General features: G+C 68.0%; 15 protein-coding genes and 1 pseudogene. 4 read left to right on the top strand and 12 right to left on the bottom strand.

Features of this window, described 5'->3' with window-relative positions; all coding sequences use genetic code 11:
• Both G205_RS18900 and G205_RS18895 read right to left on the bottom strand, forming a co-directional pair.
• Positions 1-271: zf-HC2 domain-containing protein (locus G205_RS18900; RefSeq protein ID WP_009359426.1), on the bottom strand; the 271-nt coding region annotated here is incomplete at its 3' end.
• Positions 268-765: a sigma-70 family RNA polymerase sigma factor gene (locus G205_RS18895; protein ID WP_009359425.1), complete on the bottom strand. Its 498-nt coding sequence runs from the start codon at positions 763-765 to the stop codon at positions 268-270. The genes G205_RS18900 and G205_RS18895, both read right to left, overlap by 4 nt.
• A 385-nt stretch (positions 766-1,150) precedes the next feature.
• Between G205_RS18895 and G205_RS23880 the strand changes: the two genes are divergently transcribed.
• Positions 1,151-1,507, top strand: a complete 357-nt coding sequence (locus tag G205_RS23880; protein WP_338058435.1) for a COG4315 family predicted lipoprotein — start codon at positions 1,151-1,153, stop codon at positions 1,505-1,507.
• A gap of 54 nt (positions 1,508-1,561) precedes the next feature.
• Here the strand turns inward: G205_RS23880 and G205_RS18885 are convergent, their stop codons facing one another.
• From G205_RS18885 to G205_RS18870, 4 genes are all read right to left on the bottom strand, one after another.
• The gene (locus tag G205_RS18885; RefSeq protein ID WP_009359423.1) at positions 1,562-2,314 is read right to left on the bottom strand and encodes a hypothetical protein; all 753 of its coding nucleotides are present in this window, start codon (positions 2,312-2,314) and stop codon (positions 1,562-1,564) included.
• Positions 2,307-2,870 carry an RNA polymerase sigma factor gene (locus tag G205_RS18880; protein WP_009359422.1) on the bottom strand — a complete coding sequence of 188 codons (564 nt, stop codon included), beginning with the start codon at positions 2,868-2,870 and terminating at the stop codon, positions 2,307-2,309. Before G205_RS18880 ends, G205_RS18885 begins: the two co-directional genes overlap by 8 nt.
• A gap of 187 nt (positions 2,871-3,057) precedes the next feature.
• A complete protein-coding gene (locus tag G205_RS18875; protein ID WP_009359421.1) occupies positions 3,058-3,747 on the bottom strand; it encodes a hypothetical protein in 690 nt (229 codons plus the stop codon).
• Positions 3,748-3,905: 158 nt separating this feature from the next.
• Positions 3,906-4,757 carry a DMP19 family protein gene (locus tag G205_RS18870; protein WP_009359420.1) on the bottom strand — a complete coding sequence of 284 codons (852 nt, stop codon included), beginning with the start codon at positions 4,755-4,757 and terminating at the stop codon, positions 3,906-3,908.
• Positions 4,758-4,976: 219 nt separating this feature from the next.
• On the opposite strand from G205_RS18870, the gene G205_RS18865 reads away from it, so the two are divergent.
• Positions 4,977-8,501 carry a DEAD/DEAH box helicase gene (locus tag G205_RS18865; protein ID WP_035753838.1) on the top strand — a complete coding sequence of 1,175 codons (3,525 nt, stop codon included), beginning with the start codon at positions 4,977-4,979 and terminating at the stop codon, positions 8,499-8,501.
• Positions 8,502-8,566: 65 nt separating this feature from the next.
• Here G205_RS18865 and map read toward each other — a convergent pair.
• The 4 genes and pseudogenes from map to G205_RS18845 form a co-directional block, all read right to left on the bottom strand.
• Positions 8,567-9,350 (bottom strand): annotated as a pseudogene (map, locus tag G205_RS18860) (type I methionyl aminopeptidase).
• A gap of 71 nt (positions 9,351-9,421) precedes the next feature.
• Positions 9,422-9,613: a hypothetical protein gene (locus G205_RS18855; RefSeq protein WP_009359418.1), complete on the bottom strand. Its 192-nt coding sequence runs from the start codon at positions 9,611-9,613 to the stop codon at positions 9,422-9,424.
• Positions 9,544-11,151 carry an HNH endonuclease signature motif containing protein gene (locus G205_RS18850; protein WP_052014198.1) on the bottom strand — a complete coding sequence of 536 codons (1,608 nt, stop codon included), beginning with the start codon at positions 11,149-11,151 and terminating at the stop codon, positions 9,544-9,546. Before G205_RS18850 ends, G205_RS18855 begins: the two co-directional genes overlap by 70 nt.
• Before the next feature lie 54 nt (positions 11,152-11,205).
• Entirely contained in the window at positions 11,206-12,252 is a 1,047-nt protein-coding gene (locus G205_RS18845) for a DUF808 domain-containing protein (RefSeq protein WP_009359416.1), read from the bottom strand.
• Positions 12,253-12,407: 155 nt separating this feature from the next.
• Here G205_RS18845 and G205_RS23250 point away from each other — a divergent pair, with 155 nt between their 5' ends.
• Together G205_RS23250 and G205_RS18840 are read left to right on the top strand one after the other, a co-directional pair.
• Positions 12,408-12,809 carry a glycoside hydrolase family protein gene (locus tag G205_RS23250; protein WP_235047091.1) on the top strand — a complete coding sequence of 134 codons (402 nt, stop codon included), beginning with the start codon at positions 12,408-12,410 and terminating at the stop codon, positions 12,807-12,809.
• A complete protein-coding gene (locus G205_RS18840) occupies positions 12,728-13,453 on the top strand; it encodes a glycoside hydrolase family protein (RefSeq protein WP_235047089.1) in 726 nt (241 codons plus the stop codon). Before G205_RS23250 ends, G205_RS18840 begins: the two co-directional genes overlap by 82 nt.
• Before the next feature lie 116 nt (positions 13,454-13,569).
• Here G205_RS18840 and G205_RS18835 read toward each other — a convergent pair whose 3' ends face one another.
• Positions 13,570-14,859, bottom strand: a complete 1,290-nt coding sequence (locus G205_RS18835) for an ammonium transporter (protein ID WP_009359415.1) — start codon at positions 14,857-14,859, stop codon at positions 13,570-13,572.
• Between the two features lie 218 nt (positions 14,860-15,077).
• The gene (locus G205_RS18830) at positions 15,078-15,749 is read right to left on the bottom strand and encodes a helix-turn-helix domain-containing protein (RefSeq protein WP_009359414.1); all 672 of its coding nucleotides are present in this window, start codon (positions 15,747-15,749) and stop codon (positions 15,078-15,080) included.
• Positions 15,750-15,768: the final 19 nt, after the last annotated feature.

Raw genomic sequence — 15,768 nt, 5'->3', positions numbered from 1 at the left:
GGACGGCCCGACGGCGGCGCGCGAGTTTCGCAAGCAGCGGCGGCGGGGCGGGGGCTTCCGGGGCGGCGGCAAGGGTTGAAGCGACCGTCAGCGCCACCGCGTCCGGAACCGGAAGGGCGTCCAGGGTTGCCGGCAGCGTCTCCAGCCCGGCCAGTTCCTCCCGGCAGGCGCCGCAGGTACGGAGATGGGCTTCGAAAGCTTCGCGGTCCGGCGCGTCAAGGCCGCCGAGCAGGTAGGCACCGAGCAGCTGATGGGGATCCGCGGCGGTCATCCCTCCACCCCCATTTCGTCCAATATTGTCCGAAGTGCCCGCACTGCGTAATACGCGCGGGACTTCACCGTCCCGCTGGGAATATTGAGCTGCACGGCGGCCTCGTTGACGGTGAACCGGCGGTAGTGCAGGGCCACCAGGACGTCCCGATGTTCCCTGCTCAGGCGGAGGAGGGCCTCCTCCACCAAAACCCTGTTGAGCAGCCCGTCCACCTTTTCCAGCGCGTCGGCGGGATCTGTCAGGCTGTTCTCGAGGGATTCCGGCCGGCGCTGCGCCCGGCGGTAGTTGTCGATCATGATGTTCCTGGCCGTCCGGTACAGGTAGCTGCGCAGGCTGCCGCTGATCTCCGGAGCGTGCTGCCATACCCGCAGCACGGTTTCCTGGACCACGTCCTCCGCCTGCTGGGGATCCCGGGAGGCACTGAGGACGAAGCGGCGGAGCGCAGCGCCGTGCTCGCGGTAGATGGCCTCCACCACGTCCTCGTCGAGCGGCATGACGTCCCTCCCGCCTGTCCCGCGTTTCTGCTTACCACCTGAAGACGCTGGCGCCCGCAGAAAGGTTCAAAGAAAAGTTCACGCCAGGGGGCAGCCGTTGTGAACCATTCTTCACCCGGATGCGTCATACGGTTAGCGTCCGGTGATCCGACGCCGGGCCCAGCCAAGGAGCAACCCATGAAACACCACCTGGGCGCAGGCCTCGCCATCCTGGCCCTTTCCGCGGCGCTGGCTGCCTGTGGCGGCAGCACCGGAACGACGCCGGCGGACAGCAGCCCGGCTGTCACCACTGGTGCTCCCCCTGCTTCGGCAACCGCACCCGCCGCGTCTGTTTCCCCGCCGTCGGCGACGTCGACCACCACGGCCCGGTGCCGCCGTCGACCTTATGACGGCCTCCTCGAGCGCCGGGGAGATCGTGGTGGATGCGGACGGAAGGAGCGTGTACTTCTTCACCAAGGACGTGAAGGATTCCGGAACCAGCACCTGCACGGATGCCTGCCTCGCAGCGTGGCCGCCGGTGCTCACCACGTCCGCCACGCCGTCCGCAGAGGGTGTGACGGGTGAGCTCGGCACCATCACGACGCCGGACGGCAAGCAGCAGGTCACCCTGAACGGCCTGCCGCTGTACTACTTTGCCCAGGACGCCAGGCCCGGCGACATCCTGGGCCAGGGAGTCAACAACGTCTGGTACCTGGCCGACCCCGCCGGCGGCATGATCCAGATGGGCGGTGCAGGCTATTAGGGGCCGCTGGTTCCCGCGTAGCCGTACCGGCTGACAATCGGGCCGCAGGCGCCGCTACCGCAGCGGAACTGCGGGAAGCGTTTCAGGCAGGTGCAGATCCGACGGGCCTGGAACGGGCACCTGCGGCTGCTGGCCCACCCCGTTCGTCAGGTCTTCGGGGACGGCGGTGGGCAGGTCCTTGGCGCCGGGGACCTCCAGCTGCCTGCCGGGAGCGTCGGATTCCCCGGTGCCCTTCGCCGGGACGGCAGGAACGTCCGACGGCGCTGCCTCCGCGGGCTGGCCGGGTTCGGGTGCCGTTGCGGGCGCCGTGGGAACGGTGGCGGGAGCAGCGGGGACGGACGGGGCCGGCGCGGCAGGCTCCTCCGCCTGGTTGCCGGCGGGAGCGGCAGGCGCGGTTCCGGTGACGAACGAGGTGACGGTCCGGTGCAGATTGTTGAAGGAGTCGCGGAAGCCTCGGTCCGAGGCGGCGGCGACAGCACCGCCTGCGGAGAGCGAGACGGCCACGGACAGTGCCGTCAGCGCAACGCGGCGCTTCGCGCGGCGCCTGGCGGCCAGTTCATCAACGGGCGCGGGCACGGCGGCAGATGGCACGGCGTCACAGGGCGCGGCATTGCATGGCGCGGCGGCCTGTACGGCCTGCGCACGCTGCAGCAGGGCGGCGACGTCGGCAGAGGGTTCCGGCGTCACGTCGCCCAGGGCCCGGAGCTGCAGGAGGGCGGGGCGGAGCTGGCCGTCGTCGTCCAGTTCCGCTTCCAGCAGCAGCTGGTCAACGACTGCGTCGCTGCGGGATCCTGCGGTGTCACTCATGATTCGCCTGGTTTCTTGAGAGTGTTTGTGCCTTGAGATTTTGAAGGGCCCGGCGCTGCAGCTGCTTGATGGCGCCGGCGCTTTTGCCCATGATGGCGGCCACCTGTTCGATGGACAGGTCCGCCACGACGCGCAGTGCCAGGACTTCCTGGTGTTCCTCGCTGAGTCCGGCCAGCATGTCGGCGGCTCCGCCGGTCAGCTCCACGGCGTGGTCCTCTGCGGAGGGCGTGGTGCGGGCATCATGCTGCGGGTCGTAGGGGGTCAGCTGGGGCCTGCGCTCCAGCCGGCGGTAGTGGTCAACCATCCGGGCGTGGGCAATGGAGAAAATCAGTGATTTGGCACCCTGCAAACCGCCGGTCAGCCCGTCGATTTTGGGATAGAACGCCATGAACACGTCCTGGGTGACGGCTTCGGGATCATCCACGCCGCGGGCCTTGAGATAGCCCTGGACGGGGCCGGCGAAGGACCGATAGGCAGCACCGAACAGCACAGCGGGATCTGTTCCGGCTGCATCGTCGAATATGTCGGTTTCTTCTTGGGCCAGAGTGTCCAGCACCAGCGGCTCCCATCCCGGAAGGCGGCTCCTGCCGCTCCGGTTATCCAGTGTGGATTGCCAGTCCCCATGGTCGGTTGTAGCTGCCCCGGTACGCGGCGGCAGCGCCGGACCGCAGGACCCCGACGGGGGGCGGGTCCTGCAGTCCGGGCGGTGGACCGAAGCGGTCAACAGCTGCGGTCCACCCTAGCTAACCGTGGTTAGCGGACGGAAACCGAGGGGGCTTCCACGACGTCGCCGGCTTCGGCGGGAACGGCAGGAACGGCCGGGACAGCAGGAACGGCGGGCTCGCCGTCAACATCCGGAACGGCCGGAACGGCGGGAACTGCGGGAACCTCGGGACGCTCAACCTCGACGGCGGCGGAACCGGTGGCGTCAGCGCCTGCTTCGGCGGCGGCGCCGGCCTCGGCAACAACATCGGCGCAGTAGCTTTCAACGTTGCTTCGCCGTCAGCGGCAATTACCAGCGAGGAGAAAGCCTCGGAGTTGGCGTTCAGGCCACCGTTGGTGAAGGCGGTGCACAGGCCGAAGGCTGCTGCACCGGCAGCGTCGACGGCGGTGTTGGCGGCGGCCGAGCCCGAAGCCTGGGCTGCCACGCTGTCTTCGCTCACGGTGGCGTCAGCAGCAGCATCGGCTTCTGCGGAAGCGTCGGCGTCGGCTGCGGCTCCGGTGGCGGCCTCAGCGATGGCCTGTCCCTTGGCAGCTGCGTCGGCAGCCAGCTCCGGGGCGGGGGCGCCGAACAGTTCGTGGGCGGTCTGCTGGGCTTCGGCGGGGAGGGCGCCGGAAACGGCAGCGACGCCGGTTCCGCCAACGGCCAGGGTGCCGGCGGCCAGGACTGAGGCGGCGACTTTACTGCTGGCGAGAACGGTGAACAAAGACATCAAGCACTCCAAACCTAGACAACTATCGGATCGGGCCCGCCGGGCGGACCCATCACCTCCTACATCGCCCCTTGCCGCGGAAAGGTTACGGCGGCCGGAAACATTTTTTCCGGCCGCCTTTGTTCCGTCATTGTTCCGCCGCGGAGCCCGCGTGCCTGCTAGGCCCCGACCAGATCCGCGCCGGCCTCTTCGAACTCCACAGCGGCGACGATCTCGAGCGTCTCCGGGTTGATCATGAAGGCCTCGTCATCCTCCTCGACCATCAGGAAGTCACCGTGGTCGGTGGAGAAGTGCCAGGCGAGGGTTCTTTCGCCGTCGTGCATGTAGTTGGGATCGCCCATGGTGATCCTGACGAGCTCGTAGCCCACGATGCTGCACAGCTCACGGATGATGAGTTCGAAGTCCGGTGCATCCTCGAGTGCCTCCGCTTCTGCCTTGGCCTGGCGCTCGGGCAGGTCCGGGATCTGGGCAACGAGCTGCTGGATGTACGCGCCCACCTCCTCGTCGTCGAGGACCAGCAGGTCGGCCTGCCCGCGCAGCCAGGCGGCGTTGAGCGCCGTGATGTTCTCGCGCTCAAGCAGTGCCTCGAACTCGCCGTCGAGCTCCTCCATCCGGAGGACCGCGTCGGGGGTCTCCTCGGTGTCGTCCAGCCCGCCGTCGAGGTAGAACTCCTCTTCCTCCTCGGAGAGGTGGTCGTACGCTTCGACGGCGCGGTTGAAGAGCTCCAGGTGGGCGGCGGCGCCCATGCCGGCCATCCCCTCGCGGACGTAGGTGTCCGTTTCGGCCCGGTCGACGGCGACGAAGGCGTACTGCGCGAAGCCGCCTTCCAGCGCCTGGGTGAGGTAGAAGTCCACGTAGTAGCTGCGGACGGCCACCGGCGACATCTCGTCCGTGTGCAGGAGCGCGGTGTGCATGGCGTCCACCACGCTCACGTTCGCATCCACCACCTCCTCATCGCGTGCTTCGATGCTGCTGCTGGTCAGGATGACGGGCTGCTGGCTGGTGATCATGGAAATCCTCACTGCTGATGGCGGTGCTGCTTGGGACGCTTTTCACGCTACGTGCGCCGGGGTACCGCGCCGTTGAGGAAGAAATGAACGTCAAGCGAAGTTTCGGTAGGGAGCCGTAGTTGCCGCCGAACTCACCGCGGGGCCCGGCGAACTAAGATGGATCAGATAGCCAACCACCGGACGCGGCTCCGCCGTGTCCTGCCGAAAGTAGCGCACGCCATTCCATCCCAACCGGACGCGAGTACGGATCTGGCAATACAGACCCCCGCCATCAACGACCGCTCCCTGGCGGCCGGGCTTGCCTATGCCATGGGCAGCCGCGTCTCCGGGATCTCGTTCGACGCCGGGACCGGGCTCATGCTGGGCAAGGTCCGGGGCGGCGCCGACGTGCCCTACTCCACCACCGCCAAGCTGGTCCGCAGGGGCGGCGGCTGGAGCTGCACGGTTGGTGTCTGCAGCTGCCCGGTGCGCAAGGACTGCAAGCACGTGGCTGCCCTGCTCTTTGCCGCGGAGGACAATCCGGCCATCCGCGTGCAGCTGCTGTCCCCGGGGGTTGCCACCCAGGTGTCCCGGGAGCCCGCCGGCGCTGTCCTGTCCGACTGGGAGCAGGCGCTCAGCCCGCTCATCTCGCAGGCCGGAAACGCCCCCGCAGCCAACGGCGTCCCGCTGGCGCTCCAGTTTGAAATCGAGGAGCCGGCACCGCACTTTTCCTACACCGGCCGCCGGGATCCGGTGCGCAGCGTCCGCCAGCTCAAGGCCCGCCCGGTAATCATGGGCGCCAAGGGCAAGTGGATCCGCGGCGATGTCTCCTGGAACACCCTGAGCTACCTGAACTTCCGCCGGGAGTGCAACGAGGCGCATATCGAGTGGATGCAGGAATTCCTGGCTGCGCACTCCGCCTCCGCCAGCCGGATGCACAACTCGTCCGGGCTGTGGCTGGGCCTGAATTCCTACTCGGGCAAGAACCTGTGGAGCCTGCTGTCCGACGCCCGCAAGATCGGGCTCGCGCTGGTGCACTCGCGCGGCACCGAGCCGGTCCGGATCGCCGAGGCCCCTGCCGCCGTCGGACTCAACCTTGGACGGTACGGCACGGGACCGGACGGCGCGGGACCGGACGGCGCGGGACGGGACGGCGCACAGGCTGAGGGCGGCGGCGGACAGGACGCCGCGCCCGACGGCGGACTGGAACTAGCGCCCACCATCACCGTGGACGGAAGCCCGGTTGATCCGGCGGCGGTGGGCACGATAGGACGGCCGGCGCACGGGCTGTTCTTCACCACGGGCGAGGCCGCGCTGCCGGGGGTCCCCGATCCCGACGGTGTCATCACCCTGGCACCGCTGGAGACCGGCCTGAGCGAGGAACTGCTGGCCTTCGTCACGGCCGGCAGCACGCTCCATATTCCTGCCAAGGACGAATCACGCTTCCTCACCGGCTTTTATCCGAAGCTCAAGCAGAAGGCGCGGGTCACCGCCCGCGATGAATCGGTGGAGCTGCCGGCCCTTGCTGTTCCCACGCTCTCGCTGCTGGCAAACTACGGGGCCGACCACCGAGTGCGCCTGCACTGGGAGTGGCACTACAAGAGCGGCAACCTGGTCACGGCCCAGCCGCTGTGGCGCCATCCCGGCGACCATGGCTACCGCGACGACACTGCAGAAGCGCGCATCCTGGAAGGCATCGGCCAGCCGTGGGACGTGGTTCCCGCCCTGGGCGAGTCCGCAACCGGCGGCTGGGGCACTCCCCGGCTGGCGGCGTCGGCCGAGCTGGCAGGCCTGGACACGCTGGCTTTCACCGAGGAGGTGCTGCCGCGGCTCCGCCAGGCGCCGGACGTTGAGGTGGAGACAGCGGGCGACATCGCCGACTACCGGGAGGCCGAGGAAGCACCGGTGGTCTCCATCTCCACCAAGGCCACCGAGCAGCGCGACTGGTTCGACCTGGGCATCCAGATTTCCCTCGAGGGGCAGCCGGTGTCCTTCGCTGCCGTGTTCTCCGCGCTGGCCGCGGGGCAGACCAAGATGCTGCTGCCCAGCGGCGCGTACTTCTCCCTGGACCTGCCGGAGCTGCACCAGCTGCGGGCGCTGATTGAAGAGGCACGATCGCTGCAGGACAACAAGGACGCGCCGCTGCAGATCAGCCGCTTCCAGGCCGGGTTGTGGGACGAGCTGGCGCAGCTGGGGATCGTGGACCAACAGGCTGCCGCCTGGCGTTCCGCCGTGGGCGGCCTCCTGGAGGGCGGCACGGACGGGCTTCCGCTGCCGGCGTCGCTGAACGCCGAGCTCCGCCCCTACCAGCTGGAGGGCTTCAACTGGCTCACCTTCCTGTACAAGCACAGCCTGGGAGGCGTGCTTGCCGACGACATGGGCCTTGGCAAGACCGTGCAGGCGCTGGCGCTGATGTGCGCGGCGAAGGAACTCTCGCTGGCGGCAGCCGGCGCTGATGCGGAGGCGCCCGACGGCGGTGCTGCCGCCGGCTCCGCAGCGGATGGCGTCACCCGGCCCGCCGCCGTCGCGCCCTTCCTGGTGGTGGCGCCCACCAGCGTGGTGGGCAACTGGGCGGCCGAAGCGGCCCGCTTCGCGCCGGGACTGAAGGTGCAGGCGGTGGGCGAGACGTTCGCCAAGAACGGACAGGATCCGGCGGCGGCACTCGCGGACGCGGACGTTGTCATCACGTCCTACGCGCTGTTCCGCATCGATTACGACTCCTATGCCGCCCGCTCCTGGTCCGGCCTGGTGCTGGACGAGGCGCAGTTCGTGAAGAACCACCAGTCCAAGGCCTACCAGTGCGCCCGCAAGCTGCCGGCCGCCTTCAAGCTGGCCATCACCGGCACGCCGCTGGAGAACAACCTTATGGAGTTCTGGGCGCTGACCTCCATTGTGGCGCCAGGCTTGTTTTCCAGTCCCAAGCGGTTCGCGGAGTACTACCAGAAGCCTGTGGAGAAGAACGGCGACAAGGGGCAGCTGGACAAGCTCCGCCGCCGGGTCCGTCCGCTGATGATGCGCCGCACCAAGGACCAGGTGATCAAGGACCTGCCGCCCAAGCAGGAGCAGATCCTGGAGGTGGTGCTGAACCCGCGGCACCAGAAGGTCTACCAGACGCATCTGCAGCGCGAACGGCAGAAGATCCTGGGGCTGATCGAGGACGTGAATAAGAACCGGTTCACCATCTTCCAGTCACTGACGCTGCTCCGGCAGCTGAGCCTGGACGCGTCCCTTGTTGACCCGGGCCTGTCCGGGATCCGGTCCAGCAAGCTGGATGTCCTGTTCGAGCAGCTCGAGGACCTCGTGGCGGAGGGCCACCGGGCGCTGATCTTCAGCCAGTTCACCGGGTTCCTGGGGAAGGTGCGCGAGCGGCTTGACGAGGAGGGCATCGAGTACTGCTACCTCGACGGCGGCACCCGCAACCGTGCCGACGTGGTCAGCGAGTTCAAGAACGGCAGCGCGCCGGTATTCCTGATATCGCTGAAGGCCGGCGGTTTCGGGCTGAACCTCACGGAGGCCGACTACGTCTTCCTTCTGGACCCCTGGTGGAACCCGGCATCGGAGGCGCAGGCCGTGGACCGGACGCACCGGATCGGGCAGGCCCGGAACGTCATGGTGTACCGGCTGGTTGCCAAGGACACCATCGAGGAAAAGGTCATGGCGCTGAAGGCCCGGAAGTCGCAGCTGTTCGCCGACGTCATGGAGGGCGATGCCCTGGCCGGCGGTGCCATCACGGCCGAGGACCTTGCGGGACTGTTCAAGGAGTAGGGGCTGCCGGGCTGCCCGGCGGAACCAAGGCTGCCCGGCGTTTATCTAGGAAAGCCCTGGGCTACTTACGAAAGCCCCTGCGGCGGCAGGGTCAGGATCTCGGCGCCGCTTTCGGTGATCGCGATCGTGTGCTCACTGTGCGCGGTCCGGCAGCCCGTGGCACTCCGGAGCGTCCATCCGTCGGCGTCGGTGACCAGTTCTGCGGTGTCCGCCATGACCCACGGCTCCAGCGCGAGCAGCAGCCCGGGCCGGAGCTTGAAGCCGCGGCCGGGACGTCCGGCGTTCGGAACGTGCGGGTCCTGGTGCATGGTGGATCCGATGCCGTGGCCACCGAACTGGGTGTTGATGGGGTATCCCGCGTCGCTGAGGACCGATCCGATGGCGTGCGAGATGTCGCCGATGCGCGCCCCCGGCCCGGCAGCGGCGATCCCCGCGCGCAGTGCCCGCTCCGTTGCCTCGATCAGGGCCACGCTCTCCGGGTGCCTGGTTTCGCCCACGATGGAAGCTGATGGCGGAGTCCGCCGCCACGCCACCCTTCAGGACGGCGAGGTCAAGCGTCAGCAGGTCGCCGTCGGCCAGGGCATAGTCGTGCGGCAGCCCGTGGAGCACGGCATCGTTGACGCCCGTGCAGATGTAGTGGCCGAACGGTCCGCGCCCGAAGGACGGCGCGTAATCGACATAGCAGGATTCGGCACCGGCTTCGAGGATCATGTCCCTGGCCCAGGCGTCGATCTCCAGGAGGTTGGTGCCCACCGTTGTGCGGCCCTTCAGCATGTGCAGGATGTTGGCGACCAGGGCGCCGGTTTCCTTCGCCCTGGCCACCTCGGCGGAATTCAGGATCTCAATCATGGGGCAGCCTCCTCGAACCAACAACAGTACCGGCCCCATCCTGCGGTGGAGACAGCATGGTGCGCAAGCCGCTACACGGGCGCCTGCTCCCGGTCCTCGAACGGGTCCTTTGGCAGGACAAACGGCAGGGCGTAGAACTCCTCCCAGAGGTCATCATCAGCCGGAAGGTCGTCGGGGTCCTCAAGGTTCCTGCTCAGCGGCTCCTCGATGGGCGGTTCGGGGTACAGGCGGGCGAAGTCCGGCCAAGCGTCCGGGTGCGGCATGCCTGGCCAGCCTTGTCGCTCACCAGCCTCTGCCAGGATCCTCGAGCCATCTGCCTCCTGCAGGCCTTGCCCTCGCCCAGCTGTGGCAGGTGGGGTGGTTCCCAGTCCTGGTGTTCGCTGGTGTAGCTTCGGCCGAAGGGTGAGACATAGCCGGGTGGGCGGTTCTTGGTGGCGGGGGTGGGTTCCCAGCCGGAGGTGTGTTTCATGCGGTGATGTTTCGGGCAGAGCTGTCCCAGGTTGCTGATTCCGGTGGCCCCGCCATGGTGCCAGGCCAACAAGTGGTCGACTTCGTTATCGAGCGAGTTGTTGCTGCACCCGGGGAACGGGCATTTGCCGTCCCGCAACCTCAACCACCGGCGCATCGCCACAGGAATCCGGTAGCTGGTTCGGCCGATCTCCAGCGGAGCCCCGTCCCGCGGGTCCACCAGCACCCGGTAAAACGACGCCGCACCGTCGGCGACGAGTTGCCGGGCCATCGACGCCGGAACCGGGCCATGGCCATCCAGCACGGCAGGTTCATCCGTGAGGCCAAGCAGGGCGAACACCGGGACGGTGACCAGCACCTGCGCTCCCAGCGCAGGGACCTCCGCCAATTCACCGGCAACCTTGGCATCTGCTCCCGGACCGCAGCCAACCCCGGTACCGGCCGGCGCATCAGCTCCGGTGCTTAAAAGTGCGGCGGCTCCGATATCGGCCATCAGTTGCGGCAAGGTGCGGGGCTCGTCCGGACTCTGGAGGCCGCGGGCCAGCGCGCGGGTCCGGTTCCACGCCGCGTTGGCCTGGTCCGCGGGCAGGCACAGCGAGACCCAGGCCATCCCGTCCCGGTCCGGCGAATACTCCATTCGCCGGTCCGCCACACCCCTCGCGTGGCGTTTCTCGATCGACTCTGGTTGGTGGCGCTCCCGCCACGACCGGACCCTCCGCCGCAACCTCGCCGGCGGCAACTCGCCCGCAATGCCACCAGATATGGCAGCAGGAGCGTCAGGGTTGGTTCCCTCCAGTCCGAGGAAGCGCGCTTCCAGGGCCGCCGTGGCGTCCGCACCAAGGCCCGCGGTTTCATCGACGATGATCTGGGCGTTCTGCCACGGGACGGCACCGGCCTGCAGGGCGTCCAGCGCGGCCGGAAGAGAACTCGTCAAGGCGTGCGAGGCGCCGATCAAGGAACCCGCGGCACGTTCGCCGATGGTCAGGACACAGGCTACCTCGGCCACCACGGCCGCCTCCTGCCCCTTGGCCCACCCCGGATCCGCAGCCGGATCCTCCAACGCGTGCACCGCGCCCACATGCCCGTCCACCAGGCGCACCTTCACCGCAGCCAAAGCAGCCTCAGCCCGGCGGACTATCGCCAACCCCTCCAGGCACCCATCAGCAAACGCCCGGAACGGATCCCCACCACCGGCAGCAGCAACGTCATCAGCTTCGACAAACGCAGGCCCGTTCACAAGACCGTCAAGATCCTCAACAAAGCCGCCCACCGACGCCACGGCAGCCGCAATCCCGGCCCCGCTGCCTGCGCCATAAGTGGCTCCATGTCCCATACCCAAAGCATGGCAGGACGGTCTGACAAAACAGCGGGGGCCGTCGGCTACGGGCTAATGTGCGGAATCACCTTCCCGCTGGGCGGTATCAGCGTCCCGCTTCGCCGGCCGGTATCCGGCAAGCTCTGCGCGGATGTCGCCTTCCTCGTGCCCGCCCGTTTTCTTGCCGATCGGCAGGGCCTTCAGCAGCGGGTGCACAACAGCCATGATCAGCAGCCCCCAGGCCAGTCCGAGCACTGCCGAGCACAGGGTGTTCACGAGCCAGGCGAGGAAGCCGCCCACCACAGCGATGCCGGCGAAGGGCTTCTCCAGGACATGGACCAGGTCGTACGGCGCGTGCCAGCCAAGGTCGTAGGCGCCCTGCAGCATGATGTGGCCGCCAACCCACAGCATGGCGATGGTTCCGATGAAGGTGATCGCTGCCAGCACCGCGGGCATCCCCTTGACGAGCAGTTCGCCGAAGCGCTTGGAGCCGGCGGAGTCCTTGGTGGTCAGGTGGACGCCGATGTCGTCCATCTTCACGATGAGGGCAACTGCACCGTAGACCAACACGGTGATGACGAGGGCCACCACTACCAGGATGAGCGCCCGGATCCACAGGGACTCAGCGGCCACCTCGTTCATCGAAATGACCATGATCTCGCAGGACAGGATGAAGTCGGTGGTGATGGCGCCCTTGACCACCTTGGCTTCGGCACCTGGTCCGCGGTCCACCGCCGGCGAGTCTTCTTCCGCCGTGTGGTGGCCGCGGATCTTGTGCCAGACCTTCTCGGCGCCCTCATAGCAGAGGTAGGTGCCGCCCAGCATCAGGATGAACGGGATGGCCCACGGGGCAAAGGCGCTGATGAGCAGCAGGGCCGGCAGGATGATCAGGAGCTTGTTGCGGAGCGAGCCCCAGAAGATCTTCTTGATCATCGGCAGCTCGCGGGACGGGTCCCTGCCGGAGACGTACTGCGGCGTGACCGCGGCGTCGTCAATGACGACGCCGGCGGCCTTGGCACCCGCCTTGGCTGCCCCGGCCGCGACGTCATCCACCGAGGCGGCCGCTATCCGGGCCAGGGCCGCGACGTCATCCAGCAGGGCAACGAGACCGCCGCTCACAGTTCGCTCCCGCGCTTCCCGACGGCGGACTGCTGAGCGTGCTTGCTTCGGTTGAGGCTCGTGATTGGCATGTTCGGAGTATACGTCGCACGCATGACGGTGGAGGATCCAAGCAGCAACGCAGCAGCCGATGTTCACGCCGGACATTGCGGTTTATGCTGGATCAAAACCAAAACTACAACGTTGGAGAAATTGTGCCGGCTACACCCGCCACGGAGGAGTCCGCCGCCACCCGGGCTCCCCTGCGCCCCGACGCCTTCAGGGTTCCCTACCGCGACCCGGTGTGGGACGGTCCCACGGATCCGGTCCTGGTGGCCGACCACCTCAAAGGCGAGTGGGTCCTGTTCTACACGCAGCGCCGCGCGACGAAAGCGGGCCTGACGGGGGTCGAATGGGTGCACGGCACGGGGATCGGCGTCGCCCGGTCCCCGGATGGCGGCGCCACCTGGACCTATCAGGCACCGCGGAAGGCCTCGTGCCGCCGGGAACCGGACAGCCGGCAACCCTCTGGGCGCCCGACGTCGTCTGCATTGGCGGCCAGTGGATCATGTACCTGACCGTGCTGCCGGGGGTGCGGACGGACTGGACCGGGCAGGCGGGCATCGTGCAGTTCGCCAGCAAGGACCTGGAGCACTGGGAATACCTGGGTGCCGTTGACCTGGACTCCCCGCGCGTCATCGATGCGGCCGTGGCACGCTGCGGGGACGGCCGCTACCGGCTCTGGTACAAGGACGAAAAGCGCGACTGCAACACCTTCAGCGCTGTCAGCGACACGCCGGAGGATCCTGCATCGTGGGTCCTGGAAGGAGTCGCGATTCCCGGGCGCCCCCACGAAGGACCCAAAGTGTTCCGGCTCGCCGGGACGTACTGGATGATCGTGGACGAATGGCGGGGCCAGGCCGTCTACCGCTCTGACGATGCCGCGGGCAACTGGACCCGGCAGGAGCACCTGGACGGCCTCATCCTCACCGCGCCCGAAATGACGGGCGGCAGGCCCGTCGTCGGACGCCACGCGGACGTGGTGCCGCTTTCCGCCGGCGAAGACGGTGCGGAGCGGGCCCTGCTGGTCTACTTCACGCACCCGCACTGGGGCGGGGAGGACATCGGCGCCATGGACGCGGACCCGCGCACGCGCCTGAGCCACGTCCGGGCCGCCGTCCTGGAAGTCCGCGACGGCGTCCTGATGTGCATGGAGCACTGACGGCAGCGCGCACGACAAAGGGCCAAGCCCTGGAACTATAAGCCAGCTGCTGCTGGCACCGGTCCAGGGCCTGGCCCTCTGCCTGATTCGTGGGCGGGCCCGAGGCCCTGGTGCGGCTAGCCGCGCTGCGGTGAGCCGAGCTCCACCGGGTCCTCGTCCGTCAGGTACGCCAGTTCGGAGTGGGCGGCGAGGTCGATGCCACGCATCTCGTCCTCCGGCTTGATGCGCAGGCCCACGGTCTTGTCCAGGATCTTTGCCAGGATCCAGGTGATGCCGAACGAGTAGGCCAGCACCGTGACCGTGGCAAGGGCCTGGGTGCCAAGCAGTTCAAGGCCACCGCCGTAGAAGAGCCCGTTGACGGCGTTGGGGGCGGCGTCGGTGGCGAAGAGTCCGATTAGCAGGGTGCCGAGGATGCCGCCTACCAGGTGGACGCCGACGACGTCGAGCGAGTCGTCGAAGCCGAGCCGGAACTTCAGCTCGATGGCCAGCGAGCAGACAGCGCCGGCGATCAGGCCGATGGCAACAGCTCCCAGCGGGCTGACGGCGCCGCAGGCGGGGGTGATGGCGACGAGTGCCGAGATCAGGCCGGATGCCGCGCCCATGCTGGTGGCGGCGCCGTTGCGGAGCCGCTCAACGAGGGCCCAGGCGAGCAGGCCGGCGGACGCTGCCACGGCGGTGTTCAGGAAGACCACCGACGCCGACTGGCCGGCGGACAGTGCCGATCCGGCGTTGAAGCCGAACCAGCCCACCCACAGCAGGCCGGCGCCAACCAGGACCAGCGGCCGGCTGTGCGGCTTGGTGTGTTCCATCTTGGGCCAGCCCGAGCTCTTGCCCAGGACCAGTGCCAGGGCGAGGGCGGCGGCGCCTGCGTTCATGTGCACGGCCGTGCCGCCGGCGAAGTCGATGGCCTTGATGCCGCTGGCAATCCAGCCGCCGGTCACGCTGCCGTCCGCCGAGGAGAAGGCGAAGACCCAGTGCGCAATGGGGAAATAGACGATGGTGGCCCAGATACCGGCGAACAGCATCCAGGCGCCGAACTTCATGCGTCCTGCCGCCGCACCGGCCACCAGGGCCGTGGTGACGCAGGCGAAGAAGAGCTGGAACGCGGCGAACAGGATGACCGGGATGGACGCCCCCTCGTCCGCGGCCAGCAGCTGTCCCATGCCCGGGAACTCGGTGATGTCACCGATCAGCCCCAGGCCGCCCACGGAGTTCCCGAAGGCCAGCGAGTACCCGAACAGCGCCCACAGGACGGCCACCAGGCTGGCGCCGCCGAAGCACATCATCATCATGTTGAGGATGCGGCGCGAACCCACCATGCCCCCGTAAAACAGGGCCAGGGCGGGGATCATCATGCAAACCAGCGCTGCGCTGGCCAGAATCCAAGCGACATTTCCCGAATCCATTGGGAAACCCCTTTCGTGATGCGAGGAGAGAACGGAAATCGCGCGTCAGAGCCACTCCGTCAGGAGGGACGCGGAGTTAGTACCGCGTTCAGCGGAGGGCGGCTATTGCCGTCTGGTTCCAACTGTATGGCGCGGGTTATGAACTGGGTTTCGGGTGTGTTAAATGATGGTTTCAGTCATCCACACGCGAGTTTCAGGGGTATCGCAGTCCCCAGTGATTACCTGGCGGAGACAGCCAGGAACCGGATGGGCAGGTCCAGCAGTTCCAGCGGGCCGTGCGGGCCCTCGCCGTCGAGCAGCAGGGAATCGCCGGCCTCCATGGTGTATTCGTAGGCGCCGTGGCCGTACACCATCTTTCCGGAGAGCATGTAGATGAATTCTGTGCCCGGGTGCTGGAACAGCGGAAACACGTCCGAGGCGTCCGTCAGCGTCACCAGGGTGGGTTCCAGGGCGTCGGTCCTGCCCTTGAGCGTGCCCAGCACCCGGTATTCATGACCGTGCTGGGTGCCGCTGCGGACCGTCAGGCTGCCCTGGCCGGCCTTGGTGAAGGTGGCGTCCCGGTCCGTGTCCGCGCCGCGGAACAGCGCGGTGACCGGCACGTTCAGCCCGTCGGCCAGCCGCTGCAGGGTGGTCAGCGAACAGGACGTGGTGGCCGTTTCGACCCGCGAGATCATGGCCTTCGACAACCCGGTGCGCGCCGCCAGTTCCGCCGAGGACAGCCCGCCGGCCGTGCGGTAGTGGCGCACCTGCGCGGCGATGACCTGCTCCAGCTTCCCCGCGACGGCGGCGGCATCCCCGAGGGCGGCGCCTCCCGTGGCGGCATCCCCGGCGGCGGTGCCGCCGTCGGGGTCAATCGCGGCGTCGGCGTCGTCCCGGGCATGGTTGGTCATATGAGCATCATAGGCAGGC

Source organism: Arthrobacter nitrophenolicus, from assembly GCF_000332815.1.
Taxonomy (GTDB): domain Bacteria; phylum Actinomycetota; class Actinomycetes; order Actinomycetales; family Micrococcaceae; genus Arthrobacter; species Arthrobacter nitrophenolicus.
The sequence above is the reverse complement of the archived record's forward strand: the minus strand, read 5'-3'. Positions and strand labels throughout refer to the sequence as shown.